This window comes from Hoeflea sp. BAL378, assembly GCF_000759435.1.
Lineage (GTDB): Bacteria > Pseudomonadota > Alphaproteobacteria > Rhizobiales > Rhizobiaceae > Hoeflea.
Map to the genome: position 1 here is coordinate 16,463 of NZ_JRJG01000065.1, position 19,976 is coordinate 36,438.

At 66.6% G+C, this 19,976-nt stretch carries 21 protein-coding genes and 1 tRNA gene; 12 read left to right on the forward strand and 10 right to left on the reverse strand.

Features of this window, described 5'->3' with window-relative positions; genetic code table 11:
* Nucleotide 1: 1 nt before the first annotated feature.
* The gene (msrP, locus tag LL06_RS14765; RefSeq protein WP_035528348.1) at nt 2–949 is read right to left on the reverse strand and encodes a protein-methionine-sulfoxide reductase catalytic subunit MsrP; all 948 of its coding nucleotides are present in this window, start codon (nt 947–949) and stop codon (nt 2–4) included.
* Between the two features lie 526 nt (nt 950–1,475).
* Here msrP and LL06_RS14770 point away from each other — a divergent pair.
* The 9 genes from LL06_RS14770 (at nt 1,476) to LL06_RS14810 (ending at nt 9,941) form a co-directional block, all read left to right on the forward strand.
* The gene (locus LL06_RS14770; RefSeq protein WP_244447145.1) at nt 1,476–2,771 is read left to right on the forward strand and encodes a DegQ family serine endoprotease; all 1,296 of its coding nucleotides are present in this window, start codon (nt 1,476–1,478) and stop codon (nt 2,769–2,771) included.
* 3 nt (nt 2,772–2,774) lie between these two features.
* Entirely contained in the window at nt 2,775–4,088 is a 1,314-nt protein-coding gene (locus LL06_RS14775; protein WP_035528352.1) for a replication-associated recombination protein A, read from the forward strand.
* 6 nt (nt 4,089–4,094) lie between these two features.
* Nucleotides 4,095–5,129, forward strand: a complete 1,035-nt coding sequence (locus tag LL06_RS14780) for a 2-dehydropantoate 2-reductase (protein WP_052161593.1) — start codon at nt 4,095–4,097, stop codon at nt 5,127–5,129.
* Nucleotides 5,130–5,300: 171 nt separating this feature from the next.
* The gene (locus LL06_RS14785; protein WP_035528354.1) at nt 5,301–5,849 is read left to right on the forward strand and encodes a flavodoxin domain-containing protein; all 549 of its coding nucleotides are present in this window, start codon (nt 5,301–5,303) and stop codon (nt 5,847–5,849) included.
* A 134-nt stretch (nt 5,850–5,983) separates the two neighbouring features.
* On the forward strand, nt 5,984–6,358 hold the full coding sequence (crcB, locus tag LL06_RS14790; RefSeq protein ID WP_035528356.1) for a fluoride efflux transporter CrcB: 375 nt from the start codon (nt 5,984–5,986) through the stop codon (nt 6,356–6,358).
* Nucleotides 6,359–6,385: 27 nt separating this feature from the next.
* Complete coding sequence (locus LL06_RS14795) at nt 6,386–7,375, forward strand: RluA family pseudouridine synthase (RefSeq protein WP_035528357.1); 990 nt, start codon at nt 6,386–6,388, stop codon at nt 7,373–7,375.
* The gene (locus LL06_RS14800; protein WP_052161594.1) at nt 7,372–8,058 is read left to right on the forward strand and encodes an HAD-IA family hydrolase; all 687 of its coding nucleotides are present in this window, start codon (nt 7,372–7,374) and stop codon (nt 8,056–8,058) included. Before LL06_RS14795 ends, LL06_RS14800 begins: the two co-directional genes overlap by 4 nt.
* A gap of 80 nt (nt 8,059–8,138) precedes the next feature.
* Entirely contained in the window at nt 8,139–8,921 is a 783-nt protein-coding gene (locus LL06_RS14805) for an ATP12 family protein (RefSeq protein WP_035528358.1), read from the forward strand.
* Between the two features lie 150 nt (nt 8,922–9,071).
* Nucleotides 9,072–9,941 carry a hypothetical protein gene (locus LL06_RS14810; RefSeq protein WP_035528360.1) on the forward strand — a complete coding sequence of 290 codons (870 nt, stop codon included), beginning with the start codon at nt 9,072–9,074 and terminating at the stop codon, nt 9,939–9,941.
* Nucleotides 9,942–9,953: 12 nt separating this feature from the next.
* Here the strand turns inward: LL06_RS14810 and fghA are convergent, their stop codons facing one another.
* The 5 genes from fghA to LL06_RS14835 form a co-directional block, all read right to left on the reverse strand.
* Entirely contained in the window at nt 9,954–10,787 is an 834-nt protein-coding gene (fghA, locus tag LL06_RS14815; RefSeq protein WP_035528361.1) for an S-formylglutathione hydrolase, read from the reverse strand.
* Nucleotides 10,788–10,938: 151 nt separating this feature from the next.
* Nucleotides 10,939–12,048 carry an S-(hydroxymethyl)glutathione dehydrogenase/class III alcohol dehydrogenase gene (locus LL06_RS14820; RefSeq protein WP_035528363.1) on the reverse strand — a complete coding sequence of 370 codons (1,110 nt, stop codon included), beginning with the start codon at nt 12,046–12,048 and terminating at the stop codon, nt 10,939–10,941.
* Nucleotides 12,049–12,235: 187 nt separating this feature from the next.
* The gene (locus LL06_RS14825) at nt 12,236–12,631 is read right to left on the reverse strand and encodes a helix-turn-helix domain-containing protein (RefSeq protein WP_035528364.1); all 396 of its coding nucleotides are present in this window, start codon (nt 12,629–12,631) and stop codon (nt 12,236–12,238) included.
* A gap of 459 nt (nt 12,632–13,090) precedes the next feature.
* On the reverse strand, nt 13,091–13,807 hold the full coding sequence (gene lipB, locus LL06_RS14830) for a lipoyl(octanoyl) transferase LipB (protein WP_035528366.1): 717 nt from the start codon (nt 13,805–13,807) through the stop codon (nt 13,091–13,093).
* Between the two features lie 142 nt (nt 13,808–13,949).
* Nucleotides 13,950–14,034 (reverse strand) — tRNA-Leu (locus LL06_RS14835).
* Nucleotides 14,035–14,450: 416 nt separating this feature from the next.
* Between LL06_RS14835 and LL06_RS14840 the strand changes: the two genes are divergently transcribed.
* Nucleotides 14,451–14,972 carry an Rrf2 family transcriptional regulator gene (locus tag LL06_RS14840; protein ID WP_081963987.1) on the forward strand — a complete coding sequence of 174 codons (522 nt, stop codon included), beginning with the start codon at nt 14,451–14,453 and terminating at the stop codon, nt 14,970–14,972.
* A 184-nt stretch (nt 14,973–15,156) separates the two neighbouring features.
* On the opposite strand, the gene LL06_RS14845 is transcribed toward LL06_RS14840, so the two are convergent.
* Nucleotides 15,157–15,456, reverse strand: coding sequence for a hypothetical protein (locus LL06_RS14845; RefSeq protein ID WP_035528368.1), 300 nt, complete (start codon nt 15,454–15,456; stop codon nt 15,157–15,159).
* A gap of 478 nt (nt 15,457–15,934) precedes the next feature.
* Here LL06_RS14845 and mgtE point away from each other — a divergent pair, with 478 nt between their 5' ends.
* Together mgtE and LL06_RS14855 are read left to right on the forward strand one after the other, a co-directional pair.
* Complete coding sequence (gene mgtE, locus LL06_RS14850; protein WP_244447146.1) at nt 15,935–17,308, forward strand: magnesium transporter; 1,374 nt, start codon at nt 15,935–15,937, stop codon at nt 17,306–17,308.
* 88 nt (nt 17,309–17,396) lie between these two features.
* The gene (locus tag LL06_RS14855) at nt 17,397–17,783 is read left to right on the forward strand and encodes a MerR family DNA-binding transcriptional regulator (protein WP_035528371.1); all 387 of its coding nucleotides are present in this window, start codon (nt 17,397–17,399) and stop codon (nt 17,781–17,783) included.
* Between the two features lie 55 nt (nt 17,784–17,838).
* Here the strand turns inward: LL06_RS14855 and LL06_RS14860 are convergent, their stop codons facing one another.
* From LL06_RS14860 to LL06_RS14870, 3 genes are all read right to left on the reverse strand, one after another.
* Complete coding sequence (locus LL06_RS14860) at nt 17,839–18,252, reverse strand: hypothetical protein (RefSeq protein ID WP_152599628.1); 414 nt, start codon at nt 18,250–18,252, stop codon at nt 17,839–17,841.
* Between the two features lie 203 nt (nt 18,253–18,455).
* Nucleotides 18,456–18,920 (reverse strand): isoprenylcysteine carboxylmethyltransferase family protein, encoded by a 465-nt coding sequence (locus tag LL06_RS14865; RefSeq protein ID WP_035528377.1) that lies wholly within the window; start codon nt 18,918–18,920, stop codon nt 18,456–18,458.
* 60 nt (nt 18,921–18,980) lie between these two features.
* Nucleotides 18,981–19,964, reverse strand: coding sequence for a heparan-alpha-glucosaminide N-acetyltransferase (locus LL06_RS14870; protein ID WP_035528381.1), 984 nt, complete (start codon nt 19,962–19,964; stop codon nt 18,981–18,983).
* Nucleotides 19,965–19,976 lie beyond the last annotated feature (12 nt).

The window sequence follows — 19,976 nt, forward strand, 5'->3', positions numbered from 1 at the left end:
GTCAGAAGTTCGCCTTCAGATCCATGCCGGCATAAAGGCTCGCGACCTCGTCGCCATAGCCGTTGAACATCAGCGTCGGCCGGTCGTTGGAGCCGAAGAAGCCGCCGCCGCCGATGCGGTTTTCCGTGGCCTGGCTCCAGCGCGGATGGTCGACCTCCGGATTGACGTTGGCGTAGAACCCGTATTCGTTCGGCGCCATCTTGTTCCAGGTCGAGGCCGGCTCGTCTTCGGTCAGCGTGATGCGGACGATCGACTTGATGCCCTTGAACCCGTATTTCCACGGCACCACCAGCCGCACCGGCGCGCCGTTCTGGTTGGGCAGGGTCTTGCCGTAGACCCCGAGCGACAGGATGGTGAGCGGATGGCGCGCCTCGTCGAGCCTCAGCCCCTCGACATAGGGCCAGGGCAGGGGCTGGAACACGCCGCGCTGGCCGGGCATTTCCTCGGGCCGCACCACGGTCTCGAAGGCCACGTATTTGGCGCTGCCGAGCGGCTCGACCCTGTCGAGCAGCGCCGACAGCGGAAAGCCGATCCAGGGGATGACCATCGACCATGCCTCCACGCAGCGCATCCGGTAGACCCGCTCTTCGAGCTCGAAGGCCATCAGTTGGTCGAGATCGAACTCGGCCGGCTTGCCCACCAGACCGTCCACCTTGACCGACCACGGCGCGGGTTTGAAATCGGCCGATTTCTCCGCCGGATCGGCCTTGCCGGTGCCGAATTCGTAGAAATTGTTGATGCTGGTGACATCCGCCTCGGGCGTGAGCGGCTCCTTGGGATCGTAGCCGCCTGGCTTGGCTGCAAGCTCAGTGGCGCCGAACGCCAGCGACGGCGCGGCAAGTGCGAGCCCGCCGGCCGCTCCGAGGCGCAGCAGGTCGCGCCTCATGATCCACGCGGACTCGGGCGTGATTTCGGATCCGGGGATGGGGGCGGGGCGGTATAGGCGCATGGCGATGTCATCTCCTGGCGGTCTGCGCGCCGGTCGGGGCGCGGTCATGGCTCTCAGGATATACGATTGACCGGGGAGGCAAAGCACCCGGGCGACCACAATTTCGTGTAGACCGGGTGATCGACCGGCCGGAGCGCCGCCCGGGACCGCCACTGCGGCGTGATGACAGGGGCTGGCGTCGGACGCCGCCATGAAGCTGTCAAACTCGTGGTGACTTTGCTATTCAGATCGGGCCTGGCCCAAATCACCGAGGATTGTCGTCATGATTCCAGATCGTTCGCGGTTTCGCGTTGTCCTGTTCAGCCTTCTCGCCGTGTCGGTGCTGGGGACGCCGCTGCTGGCGCCCGCGCTGGCGCAGACTGCGACCGAGGAGTCTCTGACCGACAGCATCGGCAAGATCTTCCGCGATGTCATTGGCGGCGCCGAGACCAAACCCGCGCCCGCGCCTGAGCCCGCGCCAAAGCTTGAGCCCGCACCCGCACCCGCGGCCGAGGTGCAGCGCGCGCCGCCGCGCAGCCAGGCCGACATGATGCAGTCCTTCTCGCCGCTGGTCAAAGCCACGGCGCCCGCCGTCGTCAATGTCTATGCCGACCGCCTGGTCCAGCGCAGCCTGTCGCCCTTCGCCGGCGATCCGTTCTTCGAGCAGTTCTTCGGCCAGCGCATGCCCAACCGCACCGAGAAGCAGTCGTCGCTGGGCTCCGGCGTGATCATCCAGAGCAACGGCATCATCGTCACCAACAACCACGTCATCGAAGGCGCCGACGACATCCGCGTGGCGCTGACCGATGGCCGCGAGTTCCAGAGCAAGGTCCTGCTCAAGGACGAGCGCTTCGACCTGGCGATCCTGCAGATCGAGGGCGACGGGCCGTTCCCCGTGGTCGAGTTCGGCGATACCGACACCACCGAAGTGGGCGACATCGTGCTCGCCATCGGCAATCCCTTCGGCGTCGGCCAGACGGTCACCAGCGGCATCGTCTCGGCGCTCGCCCGCAACAGCGTCGGCGTGTCGGATTTCGGCTCCTTCATCCAGACCGACGCCGCCATCAATCCGGGCAATTCCGGCGGCGCGCTGATCGACATGAGCGGCCGCCTGATCGGTATCAACTCCGCAATCTTCACCCGCTCGGGCGGGTCCAACGGCATCGGCTTCGCCATTCCGGTCAATCTGGTTCGCGCCGTCGCCCAGACCGCCGAATCCGGCGGCGAGGCGTTCGAGCCGCCCTATATCGGCGCCACCTTCGAGCAGGTCACGGCCGACATCGCCGAGGCGCTTGGCCTCGACCGCGCGACCGGCGCGCTGGTGTCGGATGTCGCCGCCGACGGCCCGGCGGGCGAGGCCGGGCTTCGCGCCGGCGATATCGTGCTTGGCTTCAACGGCCGGCCGATCGAGCATCCCGACGCGCTGGGCTACCGGCTGGCGACGACGAGCGCCGGCGCAACGGCCGAACTGGACGTGCTGGGCCGCGACGGCCGCAGGACGATTGAAATCAAGCTCGCGGCCCCGCCCGCCGATGATCCGCGCGCCCGCCGCACGCTTGCCGGCGAGAATCCGTTTTCGGGCGCGGTGGTGTCCAACATCACCCCGGGGCTGGCAAGCCAGTTGCGTCTGCCGCAGTCGCTCCGGGGCGTCATCGTCACCGATGTGCCGGGCGCGTCGATCGCCGGGCGCTACGGCTTCCGTCCGGGTGACCTGATCGCCGAGATCAACGGCGTGGAGATCGCCAATGTCGACATTCTCGAAGCGGTGCTTGCCGATGGCGCGAGCTTCTGGCGCTTCGAGATCATCCGCGGCGGCCAGCGCATCCGCCAGATCATAAGGTGAGCCATGAGTGACCTCTTCGCCACCGCCGGTGCGGCGCAAGGCGGACACCGCCCGCTCGCCGACCGGCTGCGGCCGAAAACGCTCTCCGAAGTCACCGGCCAGCCGCATCTGACCGGTCCCGACGGCGCCATCACCCGCATGATCGCTTCGGGCAGTCTCGGCTCGATGATCTTCTGGGGGCCTCCGGGCACCGGCAAGACCACGGTCGCGCGCCTGCTCGCAGGCGAAACCGATCTCGCCTTCGACCAGATCTCGGCGATCTTCTCGGGCGTGGCCGATCTCAAGAAGGTGTTCGAGACGGCGCGCGCCCGTCGCATGGGCGGCCGCCAGACCCTGCTGTTCGTCGACGAGATCCACCGCTTCAACCGCGCCCAGCAGGACAGTTTCCTGCCGGTGATGGAGGACGGCACCATCGTGCTGGTCGGCGCCACCACCGAAAACCCCTCCTTCGAATTGAATGCGGCGCTTTTGTCCCGCGCGCGCGTGCTGACCTTCAAGCCGCATGACGAGGAGAGCCTCGAAAGCCTGCTCAAGCGCGCCGAGGAGGAGACCGGCAAGGAGCTGCCGCTCGACGAAGGCGCGCGCACGAGCCTGCTGCGAATGGCCGATGGCGACGGCCGCGCGGTGCTGACGCTGGCCGAGGAGGTCTGGCGCGCCGCCCGCGAGGGCGAGACCTTCGACACCGAGGCCCTTGTCAACGTCGTCCAGCGCCGCGCCCCGGTCTACGACAAGGGCCAGGACGGCCACTACAACCTGATCTCGGCCCTGCACAAGGCAGTGCGCGGCTCCGATCCCGACGCGGCGCTCTATTATCTCTGCCGCATGTTCGACGCGGGCGAGGACCCGCTGTTTTTGAGCCGGCGGCTGGTGCGGATGGCGTCGGAGGACATCGGGCTGGCCGATCCGCAGGCGCTGGTCATCGCCAACGCCGCCAAGGACGCCTATGACTTCCTGGGCTCGCCGGAGGGCGAGCTGGCGCTGGCCGAGGCCTGCGTCTATCTCGCCACCGCGCCCAAGTCCAATGCCGTCTACAAGGCCTACAAGGCCGCCATGCGCGCCGCCAAGGAAGGCGGCTCGCTGCTGCCGCCCCGGCACATCCTCAATGCGCCCACCAAACTGATGAAGGCCGAAGGCTACTCCGAGGGCTATCTCTACGACCACGACCAGCCCGACGCCTTCTCCGGCCAAGACTATTTCCCGGAAGCCATGGGCCGCAAGACCTTCTACGACCCGCCCGAACGCGGCTTCGAACGCGACCTCCGCAAGCGGCTCGATTTCTGGGCGCGGCTCAGGAAAGAGCGCGCGGGCAAGGGGTAGGGCGGCATGGCCAGCGACAGCACCGCGCAAGGATCCGCCATCGGCATCATGGGCGCCGGCGCCATCGGGCTCTATGTCGGCGGCATGCTGGCGCAAGGCGGCGCGCGGGTGGCCTTCGCCGCGCGCGGGCGCACGCTGGAAGCGCTCGGACGCGGACTGTCGGTGTCGCGCTATGACGGCTTCAAGGCCGAACTCAAGCCCGGCCGTTACGCCGCGGGGTCCGCGCCGGTCCTCGCAGACTGCGATATCATCCTGTTCTGCACCAAGTCCGGCGACACCGAGGCTGCGGCGCGCGATCTCGTCGCATCGATCAAGCCCGGCGCGACGGTGATCAGCCTGCAGAACGGCGTCGGCAATGTCGATGTCCTCCAATCCGTTCTGCCCGGTCATCAGGTCGTCGCCGGGACCGTCCCGTTCAACGTCGCCCGGCTTTCGCCCAACGCGGTGCATTGCGCCATGGAAGGCGCCGTGCTCGTCGGCCCCTCCGACGCCTCCGCCCGACTGGCGGCTCTCGCCAGGCCTTCGGGCCTGAAACTGGAGATGCGCGCGGACTTCGAGGCCGTGCAGTGGGGCAAGCTGCTGCTCAACCTCAACAACGGCCTCAATGTGCTCTCGGGCCTGCCGCTCCGGCGCCAGTTCGAGGATCCGGGCTACCGCCATGTGCTGGCGATGGCCATGGAGGAACTGCTGGCCGCGCTCGATGCGGCGGGGATCAGGGCGACCGGCGCAACCCGCACCAATCCGCGGCTGATCCCGAAGGTGCTGCGCCTGCCCACCTGGTTGTTCCGGATCGTCGCCCGCCAGCAGCTCCGGATGGACGACACCGCCCGGTCCTCCTCCTGGGACGATCTCCAGGCGGGCAGGGCGCCCGAGACCCGCTTTCTCAACGGCGCCGTGGCGGTGCTGGCGGGCAGGCACGGCCGCACGGCGCCGGTCAACGAACTGATCTGCCGGCTGGTCGACGAGGCCTTCGCCGAAGGCCGGTCGCCGCGACTGCCCGGCGAAACGCTGCTGGAGCTGGCGCGCAGGGCCAAGACCTAGATCCGGGAGGTCCCGCTGCACCGACCGATGGGCTCCGGCGACTTGAGAAAGCTGCTGCCCTGAGGCGGAAGCCGCGCTCCGGGTGGCCCCACCCACCCATTTGACGTGCATCAATGCCGCGTCACCCGCAGCCGGGCATGATGCGGTCTCGTTGGAAACGGAGGAGAGTCAATGAGCGTTCTGGTTCTTTACGCCACGGTCGAAGGGCATAGCCGCAAGATCGCCGAACATGCCGCAGCACAGTTGGAGAAGATGGGGCATGGCGTCGTGCTCGGCGATGTCCGCGAGCCCGGCTTCGCGGTTCCCGGCCGGTTCGAGGGCGTCCTCATCTGTGCGCCGATCCATATGGGCCGCTATCCGGACTCGGTGGCGCGCTTCATCATCGACTGGAAGGCGGCGCTGGCCGAGGTCCCGACCGCCCTGGTCTCGGTCTCGCTCGGCATTCGCAGCGACAGCGCCGACGAACGGGCCGAGGCGGAAGGCTTTCCCGCCAAGCTCGAGAAGAAGACCGGATTTCACATTCCCAAGGTCCATCACGCGGCCGGCGCCTTGAAATATCTCGAATACGATTTCTTCAAGCGCATGCTCATGCGCCAGTTGGCGGCCAAGGAGGGCGGCCCGGTCGACACCACCAGGGACCATGAATTCACCGACTGGGCGGCGCTCGACAGCTTCCTGCGGGACTTCGCCGACGACATCGCGCTGGCAGCGAGGACCTGAGCGCAGGCACGGTTTCCAGGTGAGAGGGTGATCGTCGCGGCCGCCCCGGGGCGTCTCGCTTCCGGCCCTGCAATTGCGCCGCACTTGTCCGGTAGTGCTTTATCGCCGCGCGGTTTTCGGCTAAGCAGCCTTTCATGAATGGTCTCGTGCTCGTTTTCCTCGGCGGCGGTCTGGGCGCCATGGCGCGCCATCTGGCGTCGATGGCGGTGATGCGCGTCTCGGGCGGCCGCTTTCCCTGGGGCACGATGGCGGTCAACATCCTGGGCTCGCTCGCCATGGGGCTGCTGATCGCCTGGCTGGCGCGCCGCTCGGCCGGCGATTCCCATCTCCGTCTGCTGCTCGCCACCGGGTTTCTGGGCGGATTCACCACCTTTTCGGCGTTTTCGCTCGATGTGGCGACGCTTTACGAGCGCGGCGCGTTGACGGCGGCGGCAGCCTATGTGATTGCCAGCGTGACAGTGTCCATCCTGGCGTTGTTTGGCGGGCTCTGGCTGGCGCGCCAGCTCTGATAACCCCAGGTCAAAGAGATTATCGATATGGCGGGCGTACAGCTCATACTGGTTGATCCCGAAGAAGCGGGCATGCGTCTGGACCGCTGGTTCAAGGCGCATTACCCCGGCCTCGGCTTCGGCCAGCTTCAGAAGCTCTTGAGATCCGGCCAGATCCGGGTCGATGGCGGCCGGGTCAAGTCCGACACGCGGATCCAGCCGGGCCAGACCGTGCGCGTCCCGCCCATGGGCGTCGACGAGAAGTCGCACGGCCCGCTCACCGCCAACACCATGAAGAACCGCGACGACGACGATGTGCTCAGGCAGATGTTGCTGCATGAGGACGCCAAGGTGCTGGTGTTCAACAAGCCCGCCGGTCTCGCCGTGCAGGGCGGCTCCGGCGTCACCCGCAATGTCGACGACATGCTCGAGGCCTGGCGCAACAAGCGGGGCGAGAAGCCGCGGCTGGTGCACCGGCTCGACCGCGACACCGCGGGCGTGCTGGTGGTGGCCCGCACCCGCAGCGCCGCCCAGGCGCTGACCGCGGCGTTCCGCGAGCGCACCACCAAGAAGACCTACTGGGCGCTGGTCAAGGGCGTGCCGCGGGCCAAGGAAGGCAAGATCTCCACCTGGCTGGTCAAGGAGGCCACCGAGGACGGCGACCGGATGCGCATCGCCCGGCATGGCGAGGAGGGCGCCGATCACGCGGTGTCCTATTACCGCGTCGTCGACCAGGCTGCGCAGAACCTCGCCTGGCTCGAGCTCGAACCCTATACCGGCCGCACCCACCAGCTCCGCATCCACTGCCTGCATCTGGGTCATCCGATCCTCGGCGACCCCAAATATTTCGAGTACGACAAGAACTGGGAATTTCCGAGCGGCATGCAGAACCGGCTGCATCTTCTGGCCAGGCACATCTCGGTGCCCCATCCCGATGGCGGCCGGCTGTCGGTCACGGCGCCGCTGCCGCCGCACATGGTGCAGAGCTGGAACCTGCTCGGCTTCGACGAGGCCACCGCCGGGGAGCGCGACGAATGAAGCTCGCCCTGTTCGATTGCGACGGCACCATCGTCGACAGCGCCGGCGTCATCCATGCCTGCATGGAGCTGACCTTCGACGATTTCGGCATGGCCCGGCCGGCGCTGGCGCACACCAAGTCGGTCATCGGCCTGACGCTCGACATCGCCATCGCGCAGATGCTGGGCCGGCCGCTGGATGCCGAGGTCGCCGCCATGACCGCGCGCTACAAGCAGCACTTCCTGCTCTACCGCGAAAGCGGCGCGTCTTTTGAACCCGCCTTCGACGGGCTTCTCGAACTGATTGCAGGCCTTGCCGCCCGCGACGACGTGATGCTCGGCGTGGTCACCGGCAAGTCGCGGCGCGGGCTTGACGCCATCCTGGCCCATCACGGCCTGACGGACGCCTTCGTCACCACCCGCACCGCCGACGACTGCCCCTCCAAGCCGCATCCGGCCATGGTGCTCGAATGCTGCGCGGAAGCCGGCATCGGGCCGGAGCGCACCTTCGTCATCGGCGACGCGGTCTATGACATGCAGATGGCGGTGAGCGCCGGGGCCTCGGCCATCGGCGTGTCCTGGGGCTACGGGCCGGTCGACGCGCTCCGGGCCGCGGGGGCAAGCCACGTGGTCAGCCACGCCGCCGAAATCGCCGCCCTCATCGCAGCGCCGCCCATCCGTCCGGATGCGCGGATCGCGCTGTAGAACATCGAAGGACCGCAGGCCCGGTTTTGACCGGGGCTCGCCCGATGGGCCGGGCATGCGGCAACCACAGGAGACGCGTGATGCGCGACATTCTCGGCGGTCAGGTTCTGGGAGAGGACAAGATGTCCGATCCGGTCCGCGAAACCCAGCTTGGTCTGAAGAAGGCCCTGCCGAAACGGTTCTACCAGCAGGCGGCGGTCATGCCGGGCTCGGAGGGCGGCTTCGTCGTCGCGCTCGACGGCAAGCCGGTGCGCACGCCCTCGCGCAAGGAACTCGGCATCGCCAGGCCGGAGCTGGCCGAGGCCGTCGCGGCGGAGTGGCAGGCGCAGCGGGAGGTGATCGACCCCTCGACCATGCCGCTCACCCGGATGCTCACCACGGCGATCGACGGCGTGGCGGCGGCGCAGGAGGCGGTGTTCGAGGAGATCCTGCGCTATGCCGGCTCCGATCTGATCTGCTACCGGGCCGAAGCCCCGCAGGCGCTGGTCGCGCGCGAGGCGGAACTCTGGGATCCCTATCTCGACTGGGCGGCAAGCAGGGGCGCGCGGCTGGTGCTGTCGGAAGGCATCGTCCATGTCGAGCAGCCCTCCGAGGCGATCCGCGCCATCGCCGCGCTGCTGCGCCGCTACGCGACGCCGCTCGAGCTCACCGCGCTGCACACGGTCACCTCGCTCACCGGATCGCTGGTGCTGGCGCTGGCGCTGGCCGAAGGCGAGGCGAAGCCCGCCGAAATCTGGGCCGCGGCCCATGCCGATGAGGATTTCAACATCGCCCATTGGGGCGAGGATTACGAGGCCGCCGCCCGCCGCGCCAAGCGGCTCATCGATTTCGAGGCGGCTGCGCTGATCCTGGCGTCCCGGTAGAACGGTATCCGGCGCCGACCCCGATGCCGTCACGATCGGCAAAGCGACGCGGCCGGCGCATGTCCATATTGCGCCGACCGGCCGTCTTAACCATGCGCTAACCATAAACTGCGAAATTGCGGATGACCTTCAGTTGTCCGGAGACAGGGCGTGGCTCACCGCAAGCATTTTCTGGCGCGCCTCGCGCGGGCGCTGATCCTTCTGGGCTTGGCAGCTGTCCTGGCGGCGTGCGCGGGCAGGCCGAAGCCGGTCGAGCCGACCCACCCTTTCACGGTGACCGAGGTCCGGGTCACGACCCAGAGCATGGCCGATTTCGGCTTCGCCGACCGTCTGCAGCACCGACTCGATTTGACCGCCGGGCGCGCCACCTCCGATATCGGCCTGACCTCGATCCTCAGGATCGTGGTGCTCGACCGCAACGCCGAGGTTGCTGCGCTGGGGTTCTTCAGCCCCTCGACCCAGTCCGCCACGCTCGATCTCACGGTGATCGACGCCGGAACCGGGCAGGTGCTGAAAAGCCGGCTCGTGCACGCCAGCGCGCCGGCCCGCGCCGGCCGCAGCGCAGACACCGTCCTCATCGACAGGCTGGCGGAGGAGATCCGGGCGCTGCTCGGCCTCTCCGGCGCGCCACCACATCCGGTCGCGGGCGTCAAACGCACGGTCGCCTGGCCGGAACTCAAGCCCGAGCCGCTGGATGATGCCGCCCTGTTCGCCGCCGATCCGCTGTTGAATGGCACCGTGACCCCGACATCGCTGACTGTCGACGTGCGACCGGACACGCCCGCGCTGGACCTGAGCCGGCCGCTGCTCACGCCGGAGCCGGTGGAGGAGGGCGAGAAGCGCGTCGAAGACGCTGTCGCCCCGGTCGACGCCGCGGCCGTGCCAGGCGCCCCCGTCGCGGTGCCGGACACGGCGCCCGCAGTCCGGGCGGATGCCGCGCCCCTGCCTGCCGCGCCCGCAGCCGATGAGCCCTGCATCATCACCCTAGACAATGACTGCAGCGATCCCGACAGCCAGTGACGCCGCCTCCGCTCACCCCAGCCGCGCGGCGTGCCAGGCGAGATGGTCGTCCATGAAGGTGGAGATGAAATTGTAGGAGTGGTCGTAGCCCTCCTGCATCCTCAGCGTGAGCCCGATCCCGGCGGTCCTGCAGGCCTCTTCGAGCAGCCACGGGCGCAGGCCGTTCTCCAGAAACCCGTCGGCCGTTCCCTGATCCACCAGGAATTCCGGAAACCGGGCGCCGTCCTCGATGAGCAGCGTGGCGTCGTGGCGGCGCCAGTCGGCCTCGTCGGCGCCGAGATACTTCTCCAGCGCCGGGCGCGACCAGTCCGCCGTCGACGGCTGCACGATCGGCGCGAAGGCCGAACAGCTCCTGAACCGGTCGGGATGCTTGAGCGCCAGCGTCAGCGCGCCATGCCCGCCCATGGAGTGGCCCATGATGCCCTGGCGCCCCATGTCGACGGCGAAATGGCCGGCGATCTTGTCGGAGAGCTCGCTCAGGATATGGGTTTCCATCCGGTAGTGGCGCGACCAGGGGGGCTGCGTCGCATCGAGATAGAACCCGGCGCCCTTGCCGAACTGCCAGTTGTCCGGCTCGTCGGGCACATGGTCGCCGCGCGGGCTGGTGTCGGGGCAGACGATGATCAGGCCGAGCTCCGCCGCCATGCGCCGGTACTCGCCCTTGTCCATCACATTGGCATGGGTGCAGGTGAGCCCGGAGAGGAACCAGACGACCGGGCAGAGGTGCTCCTTGGCCTGGATCGGCCGGAACACCGCGAAGGTCATCTCGCAGCCGCAGGCCTCGGAGTCCATCGAATACACGCCCTGGCGTCCGCCATGGGCCTTGGCTTCGGAAATGATCTTCATGGGCAAACCGTCCGGTTCAGGGTGCATCGGTGGGATGAAGTGACGGGAACGCGCCACGCCCGAAAAAGGTCCGGTCGGGCGCGGCTTTTATGGGTCCGGATGCGCAGCCGCATCGGCTCCCCTTTTTATCGGGCGGGCGTGGCGGAAACCGTCAGTAGACGACGACGCTGCGGATGCTTTCGCCCCGGTGCATCAGGTCGAAGGCCTCGTTGATGCCCTCGAGCCCCATCGTGTGGGTGATCATCGGGTCGATCTCGATCTTGCCTTCCATGTACCACTCGACGATCTTGGGCACGTCGGTGCGGCCGCGCGCGCCGCCAAACGCGGTGCCGCGCCAGGAGCGGCCGGTGACGAGCTGGAACGGACGGGTGGAGATTTCCGCCCCTGCCGGCGCCACGCCGATGATGATCGATTCGCCCCAGCCCTTGTGGGCGCATTCGAGCGCGGTGCGCATCACCTTGACATTGCCGGTGGCGTCGAAGGTGTAGTCGGCGCCGCCCTTGGTGAGGTTGACCAGATAGGGCACCAGGTCGCCCTCGACTTCCGACGGGTTGACGAAATGGGTCATGCCGAAGCGCTTCGCCATCTCGACCTTGCCGGGATTGAGGTCGACGCCGACGATCATGTCGGCGCCCGCGAGCCTCAGGCCCTGCAGCACGTTCAGCCCGATGCCGCCCAGGCCGAAGACGATGGCCTTGGAGCCGATCTCGACCTTGGCGGTATTGATCACCGCGCCGATGCCGGTGGTCACGCCGCAGCCGATGTAGCAGACCTTGTCGAACGGCGCGTCGGGATTGATCTTGGCGAGCGCGATCTCGGGCAGCACGGTGAAATTGGCGAATGTCGAGGTGCCCATGTAGTGGAAGATCGGCTTGCCGCCCACGGAGAACCGCGAGGTGCCGTCGGGCATCAGCCCCTGACCCTGCGTCGAACGGATCGCCTGGCACAGGTTGGTCTTGGGGTTGAGGCAGTATTCGCATTCCCGGCATTCGGGCGTGTAGAGCGGAATCACGTGGTCGCCCTTCTTGAGCGACCGCACGCCCGGCCCGACATCGACCACGACGCCCGCGCCCTCATGGCCGAGAATGGCGGGGAAGATGCCTTCGGGATCCGCGCCCGAGAGCGTGAACTCGTCGGTGTGGCACACGCCGGTGGCCTTGATTTCGACCAGCACCTCGCCGGCGCGGGGGCCCTCGAGCTGGACGGTGGTGATCTCAAGCGGCTTACCCGCCTCAAAAGCTACGGCTGCGCGAACGTCCATTCCCATGCTCCCGGGTCTTGTCTGTGATGTGGGGCCGAACCTGCCAGAGCGGCGGGTCCGGCTCAAGCCTGTTTTTGAGGTTTGTGGCGCATCTCGTCATGCCGGACGCGAACAAACGGCTCCAACGTCTTGATTTGGCGCCTGTCCAGTCCGGATTCCGCCATTTGAAAACGACCGGCTTCAGGTCCTAGTCGTTGATGGCCCGAGTCAGGGTCGCAAGCCGGCTTTCCAGGATCTCCACGGTGGCGGTGATCTGCAGGGCAAGCTCCCTGAGCCGGTTGATCTCGCCCGACATCTCATCGACCGCGACGGAGATCCCCGGCGCCTGCGGGGCGTCGCCCGCGCCGCTGATCAGCCAGGCAGGCGAGACGCCGAGGACGCCGGCCAGCGTCATGATCTTGTTGGCGCGCGGTTCGGAGCGGTCTGATTCCCATTCGGCCAGCGTTTCGTCGGTGACGCCGATATGGGATGCGGCATCCGACAGGGTCAACGCGGCGAGGTCGCGGGCGCGGGTGATTCTGCCGCCCAGCGTGTCGCCGTCATCATAGGTTTCGGCTTGGGTTTCCGCTGTCATTCCGTTCATGGCTGTCCGTCCTTTGGATCAATGAACCAGGCCGCCTGTCATGGGCGCGGGTGCGCGCACGGGCAGGCCTCGTCAAGATGATGCCGCTGCGTGGTCCCCATGGCATACGCGTGAACGTGTGGCCGGAAGCCAGGCTTTGGCGCGTCAGGCGTGGTGAGACTTCGCCAGCCGGAAAATCGGCCGCGCCCCGCCCTGGTCTCACATGATGTGAAAGCCGGAACTGCCAAATCGGGGTCGGCATTGCTGTTCCGGCCCGGGCAGTATCGGCCATTGGGCGCACGGCGTCCAGTGTTACACGGGCTTTTCTCGGCGGATCGCCGCCGTGCAGGGGTTGTTTCCCGCCGCGCGGTCCGTGCAACCCCCTGCATCAGGATCCGATCTCTGCGCGGTCAGGTGGTCCGCGGCGACGGGATAATTGTCAACGGCGGCATGTCGTCCGGGGGAAATCGATCGCTCGGGTCAGGCGTCCCGCGTCGGGCCGAACACGCTTTCGAACGCCTCGCGCAGCCGGATGTCGGCTTCGTGCATCGGCACCGGCAGGCCGAGGTCGACCAGGCTCGTCACCCCGTGCACGCGCACGCCGCAGGGCACGATGCCGGAGAAATGCTCGAGATCCGGGTCCACGTTGAGCGACAGGCCGTGGAAGCTCACCCATTTGCGCAGGCGGATGCCGATGGCGGCGATCTTGTCCTCTGCCATCGATCCGTCCGGGAGCCGCGGCCGGTCGGGCCGGCGCACCCAGACGCCCACCCGGTCCTCGCGCCGTTCGCCGGTGACGTTCATGCTCGCAAGCGTGGCGATGATCACCGCCTCCATGGCGGAGACGAAGGCGCGCACGTCCTGGCGCCGGCGCTTGAGGTCGAGCATGACATAGGCCACGCGCTGGCCGGGGCCGTGATAGGTGTATTCGCCGCCGCGGCCGGTCTGGTGCACCTCGAACCGGTCCGGCGCCACCAGGTCCTCGGCCTTCGCGCTGGTGCCGGCGGTGTAGAGAGGCGGATGCTCGAGGAGCCAGACCAGTTCGTCGGCCTGGCCCGAGGCGATCGCCTCGGCTTCCGCCTCCATCCGCGCCACCGCCTCGGGGTAGGGGGTGAGCCCATCCGAGATGAGCCACCTCACGGGCGGGCTGCCGTCCTTCGCAAAGAATCGGGTTTCAAGCGTGTCGCGCTGGTTCATGGCCTCTCTCTAGAACCGTTTGACGGCAAAGGGAACAGAGATCGCGCAGGGGAGCCGTGCAGGAATGGGGATGCGCGACGGCAGGTCACGGCAGTCAAAGACGGGCACAGGCACAAAAAAACCCGCCGAAGCGGGTGTTTGATGGTGCGGTCGAGAAGACTCGAACTTCCACGGGTTGCCCCACAGCGACCTCAACGCTGCGCGTCTACCAATTCCGCCACGACCGCACGTGGTAGAGCCGAAACCTGTCCGGCGCGCTGCATGTAGCAAAAGGATATGCGCTGCACAAGCGCATTCCTCGCAAAAATGACACTGTGACGACAGAGACTTACCCAAAGACTTGCAAAGCCGGAAATCGCATCCTGGCCGGCGGCTGCCCAGGGCTTTGGCGGGCGGCGACAAGCGCGATGGTTCGGACCGGGGCCCGGCCGCAGATGTCCTCGCACACCGCGACCTGCGTCGGATGACATTCGGACATATAGATTTTTCAATAGAGGCGCCGCCGGCTTCGGGCGCCGTCAGCCCGGCCTCCGGATCGGCATAATGGCTGCCGAGAAACGGTTTTATGTGATCTGAATCAAGTCGTTCCTGTCACAGGGCGTATAATCCAGGGGTTCGCCAACATCTCTCTCGGGATCTCGCCATGCGCCTGACAACCAGAACCAATCTCGCCACACGGGTGCTGATGTTTTGCGCCGTGCATGACGGCCGGGTGGTGCGATCCTCCGACATCGCCAGGGCCTGCAACGCCTCCAACAATCATCTCGGCCATGTCATCCACCAGCTCCAGCAGCACGGCTTTGTCGAGACGATGCGCGGGCGGGCAGGCGGGCTGCAGCTTGCCCTCAAGCCGCGCGACATCAGCATCGGCCGGGTGTTCCGGCTGTTCGAGGCGGGCGTTCCCTTCGCGGAATGCTTCGCCGGCGCCGAAAACACCTGTCCGCTGACCGGCGAGTGCCGGCTGCGCGGCTTCATCACCCGCGCGGTCGAGGCCTTCTATCACGAACTCGACATGGTGACGCTGGAGGATCTGGTGCGCGGCAATTGCGGCCTGGAGACCATTCTCGCGCTCGCGCCCGAGCGGCCGTCGGCCTGCGTGACGCAAGCGCCGCCGTCCCCGACCCGGGAGCCGGTCTCCGCCACGCCGGAACCGATCTCCCGCTGATCCTGCGCAGTCCGGGAACGGGTCATAGCCGAAGGCGTCCGGAACCCACCGTCCCGTATCCGTGGCGCATGGGCGAGGAAGCACCGGGCGGAAGAAGCCGGCCGCGCATCGCACCGGCCGGACCGCGCTTGATGGAGTCCATGAAGATGACCTGCCAAGGGACTCGAATCAAACGTCGATCGGGTCAGGCGGCCTGCTGCAGTCCCGGTTGCACTCTCACCGAGATCTGGCTTCCGACGAGGCTGCGCAGTTGCAGCAGCGCCTTGTCGAGCTCGGCCGCCTGCTCAAGAAGATCGTAATTGCCCGGCACCGATGACAGGTCTCCGAACAGGCGTGCCGAAATCTGGCACAAGTTGTTGAGGCATCCGTAGATCAGTTGCTTGTGACGATTCGGAATATTGGCGTCCGAAGCCAGCCGTATGATCTGCGGTGCTTTCTCGGAATGGATTTTCTGGAGTTTCGCCAGTCGAATTGCATGTGTCATGTGTGCGTCCTGACAGGAGTTGATCCGAAAGAAACTCAAATCACGCAACTGCAATACTGGTTTGCTTTACTGTCCTAAATAAAAAGCTATGATTCTTTGCCGCATGTCTACCGCCTTCGAAATCAACGGCAAGTCTCGCGCAAGCTTCGGGCAGGCCGTTGCTGGCGATCGACCTCGACCGCGGGTACCGATGGCGGCGCGCGGCGCGGTTTTTAGGATGGACGCAGGCGGCCGGTGCCCGCCCGCCGCCAAAAAACGCCTGTCCTTCCGGGCTCGCTTGAATTAAACACACACTCCTGTGCGAAGCGGCGCTGGCGGCGTTCGGTGGCCCGTGCCAAAACACCTGCGTCCCGCGCCATCCACACCTGAAACCTGTTTGCCGATTAAGGCCGACGCAATCCATCCGCGAGCCATGGCCATGACTGATCCCGCCGACTTCGACGAAGACATCATCACGCCCCAGGCCGCCAATGATGCCATGGATCATGATGAGATCTACGGCGAGGACGGATCGATCCGGCAGGATTACCTGACCGCGATCGGGGCCGCGATCGCCGACCGCGACACGCTGTTCCTGCGCGAGCATGTCGTCCGCCTGCACGAATCCGAACTCGGCGACCTGCTGGAATCGATCAATGCCGGCCAACGCCGCGCGCTGGTCTCGTTGCTCGGCGACGACTTCGATTTCGCAGCGCTGACCGAGGTCGACGAGGCCATCCGCCTCGAGATCATCGAGGCGCTGCCCAACGCCAGGATCGCCGAGGCGCTGGGCGAACTGGATTCCGACGACGCGGTCTACATTCTCGAAGACCTGGACGAGGCCGACCAGAAGGAAATCCTGGCCGCCCTGCCGTTCACCGAACGGGTGCGGCTGCGCCGCTCGCTGGATTATCCGGAAGACACCGCCGGACGGCGCATGCAGACCGAGTTCGTCGCCGTTCCGCCGTTCTGGACCGTGGGCCAGACCATCGACTACATGCGCGACGAGGAGGATCTGCCCGACAGTTTCAGCCAGATCTTCGTCATCGACCCGACCTTCAAGCTGGTCGGCTCGGTCGCCCTCGACCGGATCCTGCGCGCCAAGCGCCTGGTCCGCATCGAGGAGGTGATGGACGAGGCGCGCTACCGCATCGACGCCGAGATGGACCAGGAAGAGGCGGCGCAGCTCTTCGAGCAGTACGACCTTCTCTCCGCGGCCGTGGTCGACGAGAACCAGCGGCTTGTCGGCGTGCTGACCATCGACGACGTCGTCGACGTCATCCACCAGGAGGCCGACGAGGACATCAAGCGCCTGGGCGGCGTCGGCGACGAGGAACTCTCCGACAGCATCGTCTCCACCGTGCGCTCGCGCTTTAGCTGGCTCTTGATCAATCTCGGCACTGCGATCCTGGCCTCGGCCGTCATCAGCCTGTTCGACGCCACCATCGAGCAGATGGTGGCGCTCGCCGTGCTGATGCCGATCGTGGCCTCGATGGGCGGCAATGCCGGCACCCAGACCATGACCGTGACCGTCCGGGCGCTGGCGACCCGCGATCTCGACATCTACAATGCCGGCCGCATCATAAGGCGCGAGGCCGCCGTCGGCCTGATCAACGGCTTCCTGTTCGCGCTGATCATCGGCGTGGTGGCCGGCGCCTGGTTTGTGAGCGCCGGGCTCGGCGGCATCATCGCCGCCGCCATGGTCATCAACATGCTCGCCGCCGCCCTTGCCGGCATCCTGCTGCCGCTGCTGCTCGACAAGATCGGCGCCGATCCGGCGATCGCATCGGCCGTGTTCGTCACCACCGTGACCGATGTCGTCGGCTTCTTCGCCTTTCTCGGCCTTGCCGGCTGGTGGCTGTCCTTCGTGTGAATTCGCGGGCGGCGCGGTGGTCACGCGGCGAATATTGACTTATACGTAAGGGTAAGAAGCCACGGCGTATGTCAGGACCGATCCGCAATTGGACAAGTATTACACCATCACCGAATTGACCCGCGAGTTCGGCATTTCCACCCGGACGTTGCGGTTCTACGAGGACGAGGGCCTGATCCAGCCCGAGCGCCGCGGCCGCACCCGGCTGTTCCGCTCGGCCGACCGGCGGCTGATCCAGGAGATCCTCAGGGGCCGCCGCATCGGCTTCACCGTCGCCGAGATCCGCGAGATCATCCAGGTCTACAAGGATCCGCCGGGCGAGGCGGGGCAGTTGCGGCTGCTGATGCGCAAGGTCGAGGAAAAGCGCGAGGACCTGCGCCAGAAGCGCAAGGACATCGAGGAAACGCTGCTGGAGCTCGACAATATCGAGGAATCCTGCCTGACCCGGCTCGCCGAGATCGGCGTCAACACCTGATTGTCGCGTCGTTGTGAGCGCCCACCCGTCCCCGCAAGGGGGCGGCGGATCCGCTTCACACGAAGAAGGCGAAGTCGCGCGGCTCTCCCTCGAGCGTGCTGCTGGCAAGGATGCGGCTGACATGCTCCTCGCTCAGCAGCTTGAGAAACCTCAGCCTCAGCGCGATCTTTTTGCCGATCCGGATCGACGAGGTGCCGCTCCACCTGACGCAACCGATCTTGCCCGCCTGGGCGTCCGGGATCTCGAGCGTGATCGCCGCGGGCGGCTCGATCGTCGCGAAGATCTCGATGATTGCGCCCGCCCGGGAAATATTGCGCAGCGAACAGCGCTGTTGAACGAGCGTGAGAGCGTTCCGGGAGAACTCGATATGGCCGGCATTGCGCGTCGCCTTGAAGGGAAAGCGCGGTTCCACGTCATACATGAACGACGAGATCCGGCGGATCGATGGGGCGTCAGGTTGCTGGGTCATGCGAGTCTTGGGTCACCTCTCATGGCCGATGGGCCGAATGCTTCGTCGCGCTGACGTCCGTCCTCTGTTGTGCGGGCCTTGAAATGCGGCAATCGCGCCCGTGCCACCACGATACGCGCGCCCTTTGAAAAACGACTTAATGAATTAGCGAGAGTTTTAGCGAGTGCCGGTGCGTCCCGGCTCGACCGCAGCGCTGCGGCGCATCAGATCCAGCGCCGCACCTTGCGGCAATAGGTTTCGAACTGGTAGCCGAACCTGGCGATGAGATGGTTCTCCTCGCGCCGGACCGCCAGGTAATGGGTCAGCAGCCCGTCGAGGAGCGCCAGCGGCAGGAACCAGGCATTCTTCGCGAACAGGCCCATGCCGATCATCAGCAGGATGTTGGCGATGTAGATGGGGTTGCGGCTGTATCGGAACGGGCCGTGGGTGACCAGATGGCTCGAGCCGCGATGGGGCAGGATGGTGGTGTGGGATTCGTGCAGGGTCTTCATCGCCCACAGGTCGATCGCCAGCGCCAGCCCGATCAGCAGGCCCCCGAGCGTCCGGATCCCGGTGAACGCCAGCGGCAGCGGCGCGGCCAGGTTCAGCGTGATCGCCGCCAGCGTCAGCCCGACCAGCAGAAGCGGCGGCCACGGAACATAATTCGGTTTCGCCCGATAGGCGTTCATGCGGACAGGCTCCTTAAATACACCGGGCCATCTGTCATTATGGAATGACACGATAATGCCTCAAGGCTCGGCTGACAACGCCGTGCACTGCTCGGCGATGGCCGGAATGCGCGGATCGGCCTGGTCGATCTCGCCCGCCAGGAACGGCGTGAACAGCTCCCTCGAAAGCAGCTCGTCGGTCACGCATCCGCAGAACCGCACGCAGAAGTCGGCGCTGTGGTCGCTGCCGCATCCGGCCTGGCAGTCGGCGACGAAGCCGGGCAGCGGATCGACCTGCGGCGGCGGCGCGATCTGCGACGCGGTCCAGACCAGGGCCAGCAGCACCGGTTGATGCACCAGATAAAAGGCCAGACTGTGACGTCCGCAAAATCGCGTGGCGCGCGAGGCGAGACTGTCGCCGGTGCCGATTTCGGCCAGGCGCCGGGTCAGGCCGGTCGACACGGCGAGCCGGGTGCATCCCATGCCGATCAGGAACGGCCCGAGCCAGGGCATCAGCGGCACGAAGTCGTTGGACCGCGGCGCGACCGTGAACAGGCCGATCCAGGTGAGCCAGGCGGAATTGAAGACGTCGGAACTGTAGTAGTGCGGCAGCACCAGGCACGCCACGCCGGCAAGCACCGTGATTAAGCCCGGCAGCCGCAGGAACAAGAGGCCGATCACGCTGGCCGCGGCGATCGCGTGCAGGATGCCGAAAAAGATGAACCGGTCGGGCGTAGCGAAGACGGTGACCAGCGTGATCAGCGCCGCGGCGCCGCCGACCATCGCCAGGCGCTTGAGGAAGGCCCGCGGCCGCAGCGTCTCGCCATGCGCCAGCATCAGGCTGACTCCCGCCAGGAACAGGAAGCTGCCGGCAATCGACCGGGCATAGAGCTTGAACAGTCCCTGCGTGGTCGTGGCCGGATCGAGATAGCCGAACTGCTCGAGGTTCCAGGAAAAATGATAGCTGGCCATCGCAAACAGCGCCAGGCCGCGGGCGAGGTCAAGCAGTTCAATGCGCCGTCCGGCGTTTCGCGATGGCGGTCCCTTGCCGGCGGCGTCACTCAAACCCGTCTCTCC